The 12609-nt window shown below is 64.7% G+C and carries 14 protein-coding genes and 1 tRNA gene; 8 read left to right on the forward strand and 7 right to left on the reverse strand.

Features of this window, described 5'->3' with window-relative positions; genetic code table 11:
* Positions 1-40: 40 nt before the first annotated feature.
* Positions 41-463 carry an alternative ribosome rescue aminoacyl-tRNA hydrolase ArfB gene (arfB, locus tag KG104_RS16830; RefSeq protein WP_207348272.1) on the forward strand — a complete coding sequence of 141 codons (423 nt, stop codon included), beginning with the start codon at positions 41-43 and terminating at the stop codon, positions 461-463.
* On the opposite strand, the gene KG104_RS16835 is transcribed toward arfB, so the two are convergent.
* Positions 460-1362 (reverse strand): NAD-dependent epimerase/dehydratase family protein, encoded by a 903-nt coding sequence (locus KG104_RS16835; RefSeq protein WP_207348271.1) that lies wholly within the window; start codon positions 1360-1362, stop codon positions 460-462. The two genes, arfB and KG104_RS16835, sit on opposite strands and share 4 nt — an antisense overlap.
* A gap of 228 nt (positions 1363-1590) precedes the next feature.
* On the opposite strand from KG104_RS16835, the gene KG104_RS16840 reads away from it, so the two are divergent.
* The gene (locus KG104_RS16840; protein WP_207348270.1) at positions 1591-1944 is read left to right on the forward strand and encodes a hypothetical protein; all 354 of its coding nucleotides are present in this window, start codon (positions 1591-1593) and stop codon (positions 1942-1944) included.
* Between the two features lie 100 nt (positions 1945-2044).
* Here the strand turns inward: KG104_RS16840 and KG104_RS16845 are convergent.
* Positions 2045-2117, reverse strand: a tRNA-Ala gene (locus KG104_RS16845).
* Positions 2118-2347: 230 nt separating this feature from the next.
* Between KG104_RS16845 and KG104_RS16850 the strand changes: the two genes are divergently transcribed.
* Complete coding sequence (locus KG104_RS16850; RefSeq protein ID WP_104053289.1) at positions 2348-2767, forward strand: four-helix bundle copper-binding protein; 420 nt, start codon at positions 2348-2350, stop codon at positions 2765-2767.
* A 38-nt stretch (positions 2768-2805) separates the two neighbouring features.
* On the opposite strand, the gene KG104_RS16855 is transcribed toward KG104_RS16850, so the two are convergent.
* Positions 2806-3321, reverse strand: coding sequence for a mycothiol transferase (locus tag KG104_RS16855; RefSeq protein ID WP_207348269.1), 516 nt, complete (start codon positions 3319-3321; stop codon positions 2806-2808).
* 206 nt (positions 3322-3527) lie between these two features.
* Here KG104_RS16855 and KG104_RS16860 point away from each other — a divergent pair, with 206 nt between their 5' ends.
* The 5 genes from KG104_RS16860 (at position 3528) to KG104_RS16880 (ending at position 8003) form a co-directional block, all read left to right on the forward strand.
* Positions 3528-3752, forward strand: coding sequence for a hypothetical protein (locus tag KG104_RS16860; RefSeq protein ID WP_146068446.1), 225 nt, complete (start codon positions 3528-3530; stop codon positions 3750-3752).
* A gap of 39 nt (positions 3753-3791) precedes the next feature.
* Positions 3792-4547 carry an IclR family transcriptional regulator gene (locus KG104_RS16865; protein ID WP_207348268.1) on the forward strand — a complete coding sequence of 252 codons (756 nt, stop codon included), beginning with the start codon at positions 3792-3794 and terminating at the stop codon, positions 4545-4547.
* A gap of 69 nt (positions 4548-4616) precedes the next feature.
* Positions 4617-6542 carry a heavy metal translocating P-type ATPase gene (locus tag KG104_RS16870; protein ID WP_207348267.1) on the forward strand — a complete coding sequence of 642 codons (1926 nt, stop codon included), beginning with the start codon at positions 4617-4619 and terminating at the stop codon, positions 6540-6542.
* A gap of 76 nt (positions 6543-6618) precedes the next feature.
* Positions 6619-7614: a magnesium/cobalt transporter CorA gene (gene corA / locus KG104_RS16875; RefSeq protein ID WP_104053292.1), complete on the forward strand. Its 996-nt coding sequence runs from the start codon at positions 6619-6621 to the stop codon at positions 7612-7614.
* 2 nt (positions 7615-7616) lie between these two features.
* The gene (locus KG104_RS16880) at positions 7617-8003 is read left to right on the forward strand and encodes an META domain-containing protein (RefSeq protein ID WP_237687241.1); all 387 of its coding nucleotides are present in this window, start codon (positions 7617-7619) and stop codon (positions 8001-8003) included.
* 4 nt (positions 8004-8007) lie between these two features.
* On the opposite strand, the gene KG104_RS16885 is transcribed toward KG104_RS16880, so the two are convergent.
* The 4 genes from KG104_RS16885 to KG104_RS16900 form a co-directional block, all read right to left on the reverse strand.
* A complete protein-coding gene (locus KG104_RS16885) occupies positions 8008-9117 on the reverse strand; it encodes an alcohol dehydrogenase catalytic domain-containing protein (RefSeq protein ID WP_207348265.1) in 1110 nt (369 codons plus the stop codon).
* Positions 9114-10466 carry an MFS transporter gene (locus KG104_RS16890; protein WP_207348264.1) on the reverse strand — a complete coding sequence of 451 codons (1353 nt, stop codon included), beginning with the start codon at positions 10464-10466 and terminating at the stop codon, positions 9114-9116. The genes KG104_RS16885 and KG104_RS16890 overlap by 4 nt, the downstream gene beginning before the upstream one ends.
* A gap of 161 nt (positions 10467-10627) precedes the next feature.
* Positions 10628-11590, reverse strand: coding sequence for a glycosyltransferase family 2 protein (locus KG104_RS16895; protein WP_237688620.1), 963 nt, complete (start codon positions 11588-11590; stop codon positions 10628-10630).
* A gap of 110 nt (positions 11591-11700) precedes the next feature.
* The gene (locus tag KG104_RS16900; protein WP_104053295.1) at positions 11701-12582 is read right to left on the reverse strand and encodes a manganese catalase; all 882 of its coding nucleotides are present in this window, start codon (positions 12580-12582) and stop codon (positions 11701-11703) included.
* Positions 12583-12609: the final 27 nt, after the last annotated feature.

Below are 12609 nucleotides of genomic sequence, written 5' to 3' on the forward strand. Positions count from 1 at the left end.
TCACGGTGCTGCACCGGCTAACCCATGCGAGGCTGGGGGTATGGACTTGATGGTGTCGCCCGCGCTCACAATTCCCGCGTCGGAACTGACCTGGCGTTTCTCCCGCTCATCCGGTCCCGGCGGGCAGCACGTCAACACCTCCGACAGCCGGGCAGCACTGTCCTGGAATGTGGCTGCCTCGACGTCCCTGACCGACACCCAGCGGCAGATCCTGCTTCGGCGCCTCAAAAGGCACCTAATTGCCGGAACCGTCACCGTCACCGCTTCGGAACAGCGCTCCCAGCTGCGCAACCGCGAGATCGCCCTCACCAAGCTTGCCGAGATGGTGGCGGACGGCCTCGCCCCGGAGGCAGCAGCCCGGCGGAAAACCAAACCCACCCGGGGCTCGAACTACCGGCGCCTCGACGCCAAGAAGCAGCGCTCCGCCACCAAGCGTCAGCGACAGCGCCCGCCGTCCGATTAGCCGGCTGCGCCGTCGTCCTTCTGAAGGGCCTTCCCGTCGGCGTCCAGGTAGTCACGCCAGGAACGCTTGGGCTGCCAGCCGAGCATGCGCTGGGCCTTGGCGCTGGAGATGCCGGAAGCGTCGGGCCGGTCAAGATCGCGCAGTTCGATCCGGTCGCCGTAGTACTTCGTCAGCACCTCCGCGAAGTCATGGCCGCCCGCGTTGTCCGGTGAGGCGATGTAGAAGACTTCGTGTCCGGGCAGGTCGGACTCGGCGGCGAGGACAATGGCGTCAGCCAGGTCATACACATCGATGTAGCTCCACAGCCCGGGGCTGAGCACCGAAGCGTCGCGGATCTGCGGGCCCAGATTGTTTTCATAGTTGCCCTCGAACTGCACCCAGCTGGGCCGGATGGAGATGCATTGAATGTCGGACCGGGCAACAGCGGCGTCCATGAGCTGCTCACTAAAGTGCTTGGCGAGCGCGTAAGGGTCCTGCGGGTGGATCGGGTGTTCTTCATCCACGGGAGCGTACTCCGGAAGGAAATCGCGTTCCGGGAAAAAGAAGCCGGGCACCGTTTCGCTGGAGATGAAGACAAAGCGCTGAACGCCGAAGCTGACGGCGGCCTCAAGGACGTTGAAGGTGGACATTAGATTGTTCTGGAAGACAACCTGGGGAGCATGGCCCGTGGGCTCGGGGATGGCGGCGATGTGCACGACGGCGTCGACTCCGTGCACGACGGCGTACGCTTGCCCGGCATCCGTGAGGTCGGCCATGACGTAGCGGGGCGTGCCTTCCGGCTTCCGTTCGTAGCTTGGCCGGCTGAGGTCGGTGGTGATGACTTCGTGTCCGGCGTCGATCATTGCCTGCGTGGCGGCGCGTCCGACTTTTCCGTGGGCTCCGGTGATGAGGACTTTCATGGTTGCTCCTTGGATGTGACGCACGTCGGATCTGTGCTGTCGGATTCATTGCACGTCGCCCGAGTATAGGGCAAGGAATCGTGCGGGACTCAGCCACATGGCTGTGGGACACACCTTATAAAATTGGGGATATGCCCCGAACCGATGCAATGCAGGTTCGGCCCCGGGAGTCTGGTCGAAAAGAGCCCTCCCAAGCGTCCTCCCTCATCAACTACTGAAAGGAAGACCGTGAGCATCCCGATCCTCGAGTTCGCCTCCCACACCAAAGGCAGGAACGCGCAGGTTCGCATTTTCCACGACCGCATTGAGTGGGAATTGAAGCGGAGCCTGTCCGCCGGCAAACTCACCGCCGGGTTGTTGACCGGGGGCGTATCCCTCCTTGGCACCGGAGTGAAGCACGGAAACGCCTTCACGGAGATGATCCCGCTCAAGAGGGTTTCATCTGTGACCACAAGACGTGACGGAATGATGTACACCATCGTTTCCGTGATCACGACCGGAAACAGCATCGATTTCCGCGTTTCCCACTCCGAGGCAAAGCACGTAACGGACACGCTGAACCGCCTCATTATGCAGGCGTGACCGTTCGGCGTCGTGTCGAAGTAACTGATTGACCTCTTTACCGACACGAAAGGGGCCCGCCTTCCTTTGGAACAAGGAAAGCAGGCCCCTTTTGAAAGGGTGGAGCTTAGGGGAATCGAACCCCTGACCTTTTCATTGCGAACGAAACGCTCTACCAACTGAGCTAAAGCCCCAGTCCGGCCAAAGCCGGACAGCCCCGAGGGGCATAACCCCGATTCTAGACCCGGGCACAGGTTCATAGGCAAATCGCCGCAGTGTTCTGGCCCCCCGCAGTGCCTCTGGCCGCTCACGCTCTGGTTCGGCCTTCCGGCCCAGGGCTATCCTGACAGCCCGGGCCGCAGCATCCCCGGCCGCACTCCCGGCGAAACCGCACCGATCAGCGAACGCAACAAGGAGCAGTGCCATGAGCCTCATCGAATCCATCCTCAGTGAACGTCCCGACGGCGCCGGAACGGACCTCGAGGCCGTCTCCACCTGCGTCATTGCCTGCTTTGACTGCGTACAGGTCTGCACCGCCTGCGCCGACGCCTGCCTCAGTGAGGACATGCTCGGCGACATGGTGGAATGCATCCGCAAGGACCTCAACTGCGCCGACATCTGCGCTGCCACCGGCACCGTCGTAGCCCGGGTTGGAACACGGTACGCCGGCTATCCGGACAGCACGGAAGCACTGCTGCGGGCGTGCGCGGCGGCCTGCCGCCAGTGCGCGGAAGAATGCGCCCAGCATGCCGCCGAACACGGACACTGCCGCATCTGTGCGGAAACATGCCGCCGCTGCGCCGCCATGTGTGAGGAACTCCTGGTGGTTATGTCCCGCAGCTGATCAGCGCGCAATAAGCCAACGACGACGGCGGCCGACGGCTACAAACCCTCCGCCACCGCCATCCCGCGAAGGTAAGCAGCCTGGCCCACGTGTTCCAACCCGTCACCGAGGATGCTGATCAGTCGCACTCCGAGGGTTACGGGCGGATCCCAGGCGGTGTCCACCACTTGGTCCAGGTCCTGTCCGGAAAGTCCGGAAACAAAGGCGGCCGTGCGTGAATGCACCGCCTCGTAGTAACCCAGCAGCACATCGGCTGACTGAACCTGTACGGCCGCAACCTGCTCTGAGTTGTGGCCGTATCCGGTGTCTTCGACCGCAAGTGGAAGCCCCACCCGCCCGTACCATCCCTCCGCGGTCCACGCCTGTTCATGCCCGGCCAACGGAGCAATCTGGGCATCCTCGCCGCGGGCCAGATGCCAGATCAGCCACGCGATGGAGTTGCCCTGCGGATAGGGCCGGTGGTTCAGTGCGCCCGCGTCCAAACCGTGGGTGGCGCTTCGGACCGCCTGGGGAAGCCGGCCAAAGGCGTCAATGAGGAGATCGCTCTGTTCCATGTCGGTACTCCAGTCGTAGAGAGGGAAAAATTGCCGCGCCGATAAACCGCAGGAGAAGTGCAGGGGCGGCGCCCGGCACACAGGATCGCCGCCATCATTTCACGGGTGCACGCGCCGGGATAGAGCAGCGGCATTGACGGATGCGGCTGAGAAAAAAGCCACTCCCAGCCGGGTGCAATCGGCCCCGGCAGGCTTAACCTTGCCGCATGAGTTGGACCGACGAGCGTCCTCCGTGGCTTCCGCCTCTCCCCTCGCCCAACCGCGGACGCATCCGCATAGTGGTGGGCATGACCATGGTCATTGCCTGCATGCTGGGCATCCTGGTGGTCGCCTTCCTGGGCGAAACCCTGAGCATGTACACCTGGTGGCCGCTGGCCGGCGGGCTCGCCTTCCTCATGTCCGGCCTGCTGAGCCGCCGCCGAATGCCCTAGCTTCGGCCGGCCCCGGGCGTGTCATCCTAAGATGGCTCCATGACTGAACCCTCCGGCCCCGACAGCGCATCCGCATCTGCCCCTTCCCCGGGGCCCGGCGGAGCCGGATCCTTATCCCAGACCCTCTCGCGCGGCCTGCACGCCCTGGAACTGCTGGCGGAGGCCGAGGCACCCATGACCATCGCTGAACTGTCGCAGAGCCTCGGCGTCCACCGTTCCATCGCCTACCGAATCCTGCGCACCTTGGAAGCGCATTCGCTGGTGATGCGCGACGACGCCGGCCGGGTGGCGACGGCGCCCGGCCTCGCAGCGCTGGCCCGCGGTGTATCGCGGGACCTCCAGACGGCGGCACTGCCCGAGCTGACGGTCCTGGCCGAAGAACTCTCCATGACCGCTTTCGTGGCCGTGTGGGACCAGCACGACTGCGTCACGCTGGTGACAGTGGAACCGCGCCACAGCCGCACGGCACTGGTCCAGCGCCCGGGAACCAGGCACTCCTTCGCTTCCGGAGCGCCGGGCATTGCCATCCAGTCCGCCGTGGGCGAGGAACAATGGGCCAAGCTGGCCCCCGGGCAGCCCTACCGGCCGGAATCCACTCTGGCGCGAGCCCGGGGTTATGCGGTCAGCCACGACGAAGTCATCGGCGGAGTCTCCGCCGTCGCGTCTCCCATCACCGTTTCCGGGCAGCTGCCGGCGGCCGTGTCGGTGGTGTACTTCGGCTCCGGCAGGGATGAAGAAACACTGGGCCGGCGGCTGGCAGAAACGGCGCGTTCGATCACCGCACGGATGAACTAATCCGGCCTCGGAGTTAGGCAAGCCATCTCTTGCTGGCGGGGCCCTTGCGGCAGGCCTATAACGGGAGACATGAGAGTTCTTCGTGCAATCCGGAGGTACCCGGTGGTGGCGGCAACCATCGTCGTCGGCGTGGTGGTTTTTGCGCTGCTGGGCACCGATCTCAATACTCCCGCCGCATGGATCGCCTCAATTTTCGCCCTGCTGGTCGCCGCTGTAACCAGCGCCCGCATGATCCGTGACATCCTCCGCGGTCGCTGGGGGCTGGATATCCTGGCCGTGGTGGCCATCCTGTCCACCGTGGCGGTGGGCGAGTACATTGCCTCCCTGATCATTGTGCTGATGCTCTCCGGCGGCGAGGCGTTGGAAGACTACGCCGCCGGGCGGGCACGCGGGGAGCTGGATGCCCTTCTCGCCCGGGCACCGCAGGCGGCACACCGGCTGCCGCCGAATTCCCAAACGCCTCAGGACATCCCGGCGGGTGCGGTGGTCCCGGGCGATGTGCTGCTGATTAAACCGGCTGAACTGGTCCCGGTGGACGGCGTCCTGCTCAGCCCGGAAGGCAGTTTTGATGAATCCTCGCTGACCGGCGAACCCCTGCCGGTGACCATCACCGAAGGACAAACAGTGATGAGCGGCTCGGTCAACGGATCGCAGGCTGCGCTGATCCGGGCCACCGCGGCCACGGAGGACAGCCAGTACCAGCGAATCGTCGCCCTGGTGCGCGAGGCCGCCGAGTCCAAGGCCCCGGTGGTCCGGCTTGCCGACCGCTTTGCCGTCCCGTTCACTGTCTTCTCCCTCCTCCTTGCCGGCATTGCCTGGTGGGTAAGCGGGGAGCCGGTCCGGTTCGCCGAGGTGTTGGTGCTGGCCACTCCGTGTCCCCTGCTGATCGCCGCACCGGTGGCCTTCATGGGCGGTATGAGCCGGGCCGCCAAGGACGGCATCATCGTCAAGGGCGGGGCAACCCTGCAGCAGCTGGCCGGAGCCCGCAGCATTGCTTTCGACAAGACCGGCACGCTGACCTATGGGAAGCCCGAGCTGACAACTATTCAGCCCGCTTCCTCCTTCGCAGCCGACGACGTGCTGCGGCTGGCTGCCTCGGCCGAGCAATACTCGTCCCATGTGCTGGCCGCCGCCGTGCAAAGTGCCGCCCAGGAGCGCGGACTGCAGCTGAGCCCGGCCACCACCGCTTCAGAGGTTGCGACCAACGGCGTGCGTGCCGTTGTGGATGGCCACACGGTCCTGGTGGGCAAGCGCCGCTTCGTTGCCGCCGAGGCTCCCGACACCGGAGACGGCGGTGAAACGAAGGCCGGCGCCGGGCAGCTCAGGGTTTACGTGGCGGTGGACGGACGCTTCGCCGGCACCCTCCTCCTCAGTGACACGCCGCGGCGGAACGCAAAGACCACCCTGGAGCAGCTTGCCCGGCTCGGCCTGGAACCGCCCGTCATGCTCACCGGGGACGGCCGCGCCTCTGCTGAAAGCGCCGCGGCGGCTTTGGGGATCCAGCAGGTCCATGCGGAGCTCCTGCCCGAAGACAAGGTCCGGCTGGTGGCAGCGATGCCCTCGCGCCCGGTCATTATGGTGGGCGACGGCGTCAATGACGCACCTGTGCTCGCTGCGGCCGACGTCGGCATTGCCATGGGCGCACGCGGTTCCACTGCCGCCGGGGAATCGGCTGACGCAGTGATCGTGGCGGATGACATTTCCAAGGTGGCCGACGCCGTCGTCATTGGCCGGCGGACGATGCGAATTGCCCTGGGCAGTATCTGGCTGGGCATCTCGCTCAGCGTCGGGCTGATGCTGGCCGCTGCCTTCGGATTCATCCCCGCGGTGGCCGGAGCCCTGATCCAGGAGCTCGTGGACCTGGCTGCCATCCTCAACGCGCTGCGCGCCGTGGGCGGCGGATCCGCCACAGCCCGGCCGCTGGGCCGGATCGACGGCGCCGCGGAAGCCTCCCGGCGTGGTGCCGGAAACGGTTCGGAACTGAATTCCGCGTAACAGCAGGGATAATGAACTTTTGTCCGCGCCGCACCTGCCCGCGGGCGGCAGCAGCCAACAACACGGAGGGACGTCCATGACACTGATCGACAACGGGGTGTATGTGGACGGAAAGCGCCAGCACACACCGGACAGTCTGGATGAAACGTTCGAGCTGACCCGCACTTCCGGCGGCATGGCCTGGATCGGTTTGTACCGCCCCGACGACATTGAGCTGTTGGCCGTCGCCGAGGAATTCGGATTGAACCTGCTGACCGTGGAGGACGCGCTTGCGGGCCACCAGCGGGCCAAGCTCGAGCACTATGACACCACGCTGTTTACGGTCCTGCGGCCGGCCCGGTACCTGGACGACGTCGAACGCGTCGAGTTCGGCGAGCTGCACCTGTTTGTGGGCCCCAACTTTGTAGTGACGGTGCGGCACGCCGAATCCCCTGACCTGGGCCGTGTCAGGAAGCGGCTGGAACAGGAACCGGACCTGCTGGCCCTCGGTCCGCATGCCGTGCTCTACGCAGTCCTGGACCAGGTGGTGGATGAATACGCACCGGTGGCGGCCGGGCTGGAGAACGACATCGATGAGATCGAGGACCAGCTCTTCGGCGGCGATGTTGAAGTATCCCGGCGCATCTATGAGCTCTCCCGCGAAGTCATCCAGTTCCAGCGTGCCATTGCACCGCTCGAAGGCATGGTGGGAACCCTGCGGAGCAACACCGGAGAGTTCGGAATTCCGGATCAGCTGCAGGACAACCTGGGCGACGTCCTGGACCACGTCCTGCGTCTGATCGACCGGGTCAACGCCTACCGTGCCCTGCTGGAGAATGCCCTGAACCTCTCCTCCACCCTGGCGTCGAACCGTCTGGCGGAAACCTCGATTGCGCAGAACGAGCAGGTCAAACGCATCTCCTCCTGGGCTGCCATCCTGTTTGCTCCCACCCTGATTGGGGCCATCTACGGCATGAACTTCGATAACATGCCCGAACTGTCCTGGGAGTGGGGGTACCCCTTGGCCCTGGGCGCCATGGTTGTCATGGCGGCAGCTCTGTATCTGACCTTTAAGAGGAACAAATGGCTGTGAGCATGCGACGCCGCCCTGCAGCGCCGCTTCGGTCCGCAGCCATGCTGGGGGCTGTGCTGGTGGCAGCCAGACTGTCGTCCTGCGCGGACTCTGCCGGAACACCTTCCTCCTCCGTTGAAGGCAGCTGGGGCAACACCGAGGATTCGGGCATGCCGTCCCTGGTGTTCGAATCCGGCGGCCGGGTGAACGGCACCGACGGCTGCAACGCCCTGATGGGCCGCTGGGACCAAAAAGGTTCCGCGGTGGAACTGAAAGACATGACCTCCACCTTGGTGGGCTGCATCGGCGTCGACACCTGGCTGTCCGATGCGGCCACCGCCGAGGTTGACGGCGAAAGTCTCGCACTGTTCAACAACGACGGCGACCCCATCGGCACGCTTCAGCGCTAACTAGTCATTCCCCGTCGAAATGGATGATCTGGCGCAGGGCCCGGCCTTCGGCGAGATCGTCCATGGCAGCGTTGATGCCCTCCAGCGGAATCCGGGCCGACACCAGCTTCTCCACCGGCAGCCGTCCCTGGCGCCAGAGGTCGGCAAAGATGGGCACATCACGGGAAGGAACGGCTGATCCCAGATAACTGCCGATAATGGTCCGGGCCTCAGCCACCAGGGTGAGCGGTGAAATCTGCGCCAGGGCCGTCGGAGCCGGCAGTCCCACGGTAATGGTGGTGCCGCCGGGCTCGGTCAGCGCCACAGCGGTCTCAAAGGCCCGGGCATTGCCGGCAGCTTCCACCACGGTGGACGCCGTGATGCCAAGCTCAGCAGCGGCCGCCGGCGTGTAGGCCTCCGCAGCGCCCAGAGCCTGGGCCTGCCCCAGCTTTTCCTCATTCGCGTCGATCCCAATGACCTCGGCGCCGAGGGCGCGTGCCGTGAGCAGGGCAGCCATTCCCACACCGCCCAGGCCCACCACCATCAGGGTGTCCCCCGGCTTTGGCTTGGCCAGGTTGAGCACGGCCCCGCCTCCGGTGAGGACGGCGCAGCCCAGCAAGGCGGCGACCTCCGGCGGCACATCGGCGCCCACCTTCACCACCGACCGCTTGTCCACGACGGCGTGGGTGGCGAAGCCGGAAACGCCCAGATGATGCAGCACGTCTTCGCCGCCGCGGTGCAGCCGGACCTGTCCCGACAGCAGGGTTCCCTTGGTGTTGGAGGCGGTTCCCTCAGTGCAGGGAAGCAGCCCGTTGGACCGGCACCCGCGGCATTCCCCGCACCGGGGAAGGAACGTCATGACAACGCGGTCACCGGGGACGAGCTCCGTCACGGAGTCTCCGACACTTTCCACAATGCCGGCGGCCTCATGGCCCAGAAGCATGGGCACCGGGCGCACCCTGTCGCCGTTGACCACGGACAAATCCGAATGGCAGATCCCGGCGCATTCGATCCGGACCCGGATCTCATCGCCGGCGGGCTCATCCAGTTCCAGGTCACAGATGGTCAGTGGCCTGGAATCCGCGTAGTTGGGTGTTCTGCCGATCTCCTCGAGCACCGCTCCCCGGATTTTCACCGCTTGCTCTTGTGCACTTCATCGACGTGCAGGTCAGCACCCCGGGTTTCCTTCACCATGCTCACCGCAGCGAAGGAGATGACGCAAAGCACCATGATGTAGATGCCGATGGACGGCGACCATCCGGTTTCATTGAGCAGCATCTGCGCGATGGTGGGAGCAAAAGCGCCGCCAAGGATTGCACCCAGCGCATAGCCGATGGACACCCCGGAGTACCGGACCCGGGCGGGGAACATCTCGGCGTACAGCGCCGACTGCGGGCCGTAGGACAAACCCAATCCGATGGTCAGCACAAAGATGGCGACGGCGAACAGGACGATGTTGGCGGTGTCGATGAGCAGGAACATGGGTACGGCCCAGAGGAACACCCAGGCGTAGCCGATCTGGAAGGTCCGGATCCTGCCGATCCGGTCCGAGAGAATCCCGCCGTACATGGTGAAGATCAGCCAGCCGAAGGATCCCAAGGTGGTGGCCAGCAGCACTGAGGGGCGGTGCATCCCCAGCCCGCCGTCGTCGGCCTTGCCGGTGGCATAGGAAGCGAAAAACGCGATGACCAGGTATCCGGCGGCGTTGTTGGCAATGAAGATCAGGGCGCTGAGGACAACTTCGCGGGTGTTGTGCTTGAACAGCTGGGCCAGCGGCGCGGAGGATTCCTTCTTGCGCTCCTGGATTTCCAGGAAGATCGGGCTCTCATCCACGGACCGGCGGATGAAGTACCCCACCCCGATCAGCACCACGGAGAACAGGAACGGGATGCGCCACCCCCAGGACAGGAACTGCTCTTCGGTGAGGCTGGTGCTGAGCACGTACATGACGAACGTCGCCAGGATCATGCCGATCGGAACGCCGATCTGCGGGTAGGCGCCGAAGAGTCCGCGCTTATTCACGGGTGCGTGCTCCACGGACAACAGGGCCGCACCGCCCCACTCGCCGCCCGCCGAGAAGCCCTGCAGGATGCGCAGCAGCACGAGCAGGATGGGAGCCGCAACGCCGATCTGGGCGTAGGTGGGAACGAGCCCGATGAGTGCCGTCGAAGCACCCATCATCAGCAGGGTGAAGACGAGCATCTTCTTGCGGCCGAGCTTGTCACCGAGGTGCCCGGCGACAACGGCGCCCAGCGGCCGGAACAGGAAGCTGATGCCGATGGTTGCGAAGGACACCACCTGTCCCATCGGTCCTTCGCTGACCGGGCCGAAATAGAGCGTTGCCAGGACCAGGCCGGCTGCCTGGGCGTAGATAAAGAAGTCGTACCATTCGATGGTGGTGCCCACGAGGGTTCCCGCGAGGACCTTGCGTTCCTCCCGTGACATCTTGCCGGCGGCGGGGGCTCCCGCGATGCTGCTGCTCATGAAAAACTCCATTGTTCATCCGGAGGGCTGGAATAACTGAAAGAACGTTCGGTATGTACCTTGCGGATAAGATACCGGAATTGTGACATAAAACACAGGCATGTCCGGAGTGTGACTCGGCGCCGCAGATGCAGCAGCGCCGAAGCTTCAGCGCTATCGCGTCAAATGATCTTTCGGAGCCGGCGCTGGGAGTGCCCGGCAATGAGGAGCCGTTTCCCCGCGTAGGGAACTCCGCCTGTCAGCCGCCAGCCCACCGCCAGCCAGATGCTGACCGCACGCTCCGCCACCCACAGCGGAGCCCACAGAGCAGCGTCCGCCTTGAACACCCGCACTCCGCCCGCCCGGCGCCGGCCAACCTCGGCTGTCATGACGCTGATTGCCGCAACCATCGCCAGCCGTGCCGGTTCCTTCCGGAGCATCAGCAGCAGCGGCAGCAGCGCAGCCTCGGCAGCAAGGCGCCCCGGCTGGGCGAAGTCGTCATAGGCCTGGCGCACCCGCTGGCCCCAGAAGTGACGGGTTGAACAGCAGATCCGGGCGACAAACAGGTCATCCGCCCGAATTTCGCGGCCGCCCGCGGCCCGGATGGTGCGGAGCAGTTCCAGATTTTCGAAGAGGACGTCACCGCTGTAGCCGCCGGCCGCGTGCAGCGTTGACTTGCGGATGGCCAGCGTCCCGGGATAGTCAGAGCCGAGCGCCCTGTTGATCAGTGTTCGGGCGGTATCCCAGCGGGCATGCCACGGTTTTGCGTCCGCGAAATAATTCTGGGGGCGGACGGCGTCGGCGTTTTCGAGCAGCGCGACCACACGCTCGAGAGATTCGCGGGTGTACCGCACATCGTCGTCGGCAATCACCAGGTATTCAAACGCGCTGAGCTGTACCCCCGTCAGCACGCCCTCGACCTTTCCGTTCGCCAAACCCAGCGGATGAGGGCGGCAATGCCGTACAGCGGCGGGGAAAACCTTTGCATGCAGGGAGAACTGGGGGGCAGGAGAACCGTCAACCACCAGGACGGAGATCCACTGGCTCAGCTCTTTCAGATACCGGCAAAGCGAGGCAAGGTCCCCGCCGTCGTTCCATTTGAGCGGCAGGATGTATCCAGCTTCAGCCAGCACCGGACGAACCACAACGCCGCACCTCCCCTGATGAGCCCGCCGCCGGAGCGCTTACAGCCATGTGGATGCCGGGGCCGCCGCCGGACCTGTGGACGGCGGCAGCCCCGGCACCAGCTCTTCAGTTACTCCTTGTGCAGCTTGTCCTGAACGCTGCCCGCCACCTTTTCGACTACGTTCGGCAAATCAGTGGTGCCGTAGTAACGCGCGTCCACCCTGGTGGGAGGGGGCATGGGGGCCGACGTCGTCGGCCCGTCATGGTAGGTGAACTCACCGTGTCCGTCCGGAGTGGGGCCGGAAGCCCATGAACCTTCCGAAGCAGTCTTTCCGTCCGAGAAGTTCAAATACTGGTACGAGACGGAGCGTTCTTCCTTCTTGATCGGGAAGTTGGACGGCACCGGAAGGGATTCAGCGCCTTCGGCCTGGAGCTCCCTGGCCGCCGCCAGCCACTGGTTCTGGTGCATGGTGTCGCGGGCCAGCAGAAAGGACAGAAGGTCCCGGACACCATGGTCATCGGTCATATGGTAGAGCCTGGCAACAGCGAGCCTGCCCTGCATTTCGGCGTTGGCATTCGCCGTGAAGTCGGCCAACAGGTTACCGCTGGCGGTGATGTAGCTGCCCTGCCAGGGATTGCCGTTGGAATCCACCGGACGCGCGCCGGCACCGGCCACGATGGCATGCTGCACGTCCATCCCTCCGACCACCGCCGCCACTGTTGGATCATTCTGGACGGCGTCTTCCGTGATTCCCAGCGGCGCCTTCTCCAGCAGCTGGGCAATCATGACAGCCAGCATCTCCACGTGGCCCATTTCCTCTGCCCCGATTCCGAAGAGCAGGTCGCGGTATTTGCCGGGAATGTGGGTGTTCCAGGCTTGGAATTCATATTGCAGGGCAACCGTAATTTCACCGTACTGGCCGCCAAGCACCTCCTGAAGCTTGCGGGCATAGACGGCGTCGGGCTTGTCGGGCGTGGACTTGAATTGGAGTTCCTGCTTGTGGAAAAACATAGATACCTCCGTGAGGGGTTGGAGCAC

It is taken from the genome of Arthrobacter sunyaminii (assembly GCF_018866305.1).
Classification (GTDB): Bacteria; Actinomycetota; Actinomycetes; order Actinomycetales; family Micrococcaceae; genus Arthrobacter_B; species Arthrobacter_B sunyaminii.

Bases quoted from the DNA above. Each gene is read 5' to 3' on its own strand.
- corA (WP_104053292.1), top strand. From the start codon at position 6,619: ATGACACTGATCGACAACGGGGTGTATGTGGACGGAAAGCGCCAGCAC.
- KG104_RS16855 (WP_207348269.1), bottom strand. From the start codon at position 3,321: ATGGAACAGAGCGATCTCCTCATTGACGCCTTTGGCCGGCTTCCCCAG.
- KG104_RS16835 (WP_207348271.1), bottom strand. From the start codon at position 1,362: ATGAAAGTCCTCATCACCGGAGCCCACGGAAAAGTCGGACGCGCCGCC.
- KG104_RS16860 (WP_146068446.1), top strand. From the start codon at position 3,528: ATGAGTTGGACCGACGAGCGTCCTCCGTGGCTTCCGCCTCTCCCCTCG.
- KG104_RS16880 (WP_237687241.1), top strand. From the start codon at position 7,617: ATGCGACGCCGCCCTGCAGCGCCGCTTCGGTCCGCAGCCATGCTGGGG.
- KG104_RS16870 (WP_207348267.1), top strand. From the start codon at position 4,617: ATGAGAGTTCTTCGTGCAATCCGGAGGTACCCGGTGGTGGCGGCAACC.
- arfB (WP_207348272.1), top strand. From the start codon at position 41: ATGGACTTGATGGTGTCGCCCGCGCTCACAATTCCCGCGTCGGAACTG.
- KG104_RS16890 (WP_207348264.1), bottom strand. From the start codon at position 10,466: ATGAGCAGCAGCATCGCGGGAGCCCCCGCCGCCGGCAAGATGTCACGG.
- KG104_RS16850 (WP_104053289.1), top strand. From the start codon at position 2,348: ATGAGCCTCATCGAATCCATCCTCAGTGAACGTCCCGACGGCGCCGGA.
- KG104_RS16865 (WP_207348268.1), top strand. From the start codon at position 3,792: ATGACTGAACCCTCCGGCCCCGACAGCGCATCCGCATCTGCCCCTTCC.
- KG104_RS16900 (WP_104053295.1), bottom strand. From the start codon at position 12,582: ATGTTTTTCCACAAGCAGGAACTCCAATTCAAGTCCACGCCCGACAAG.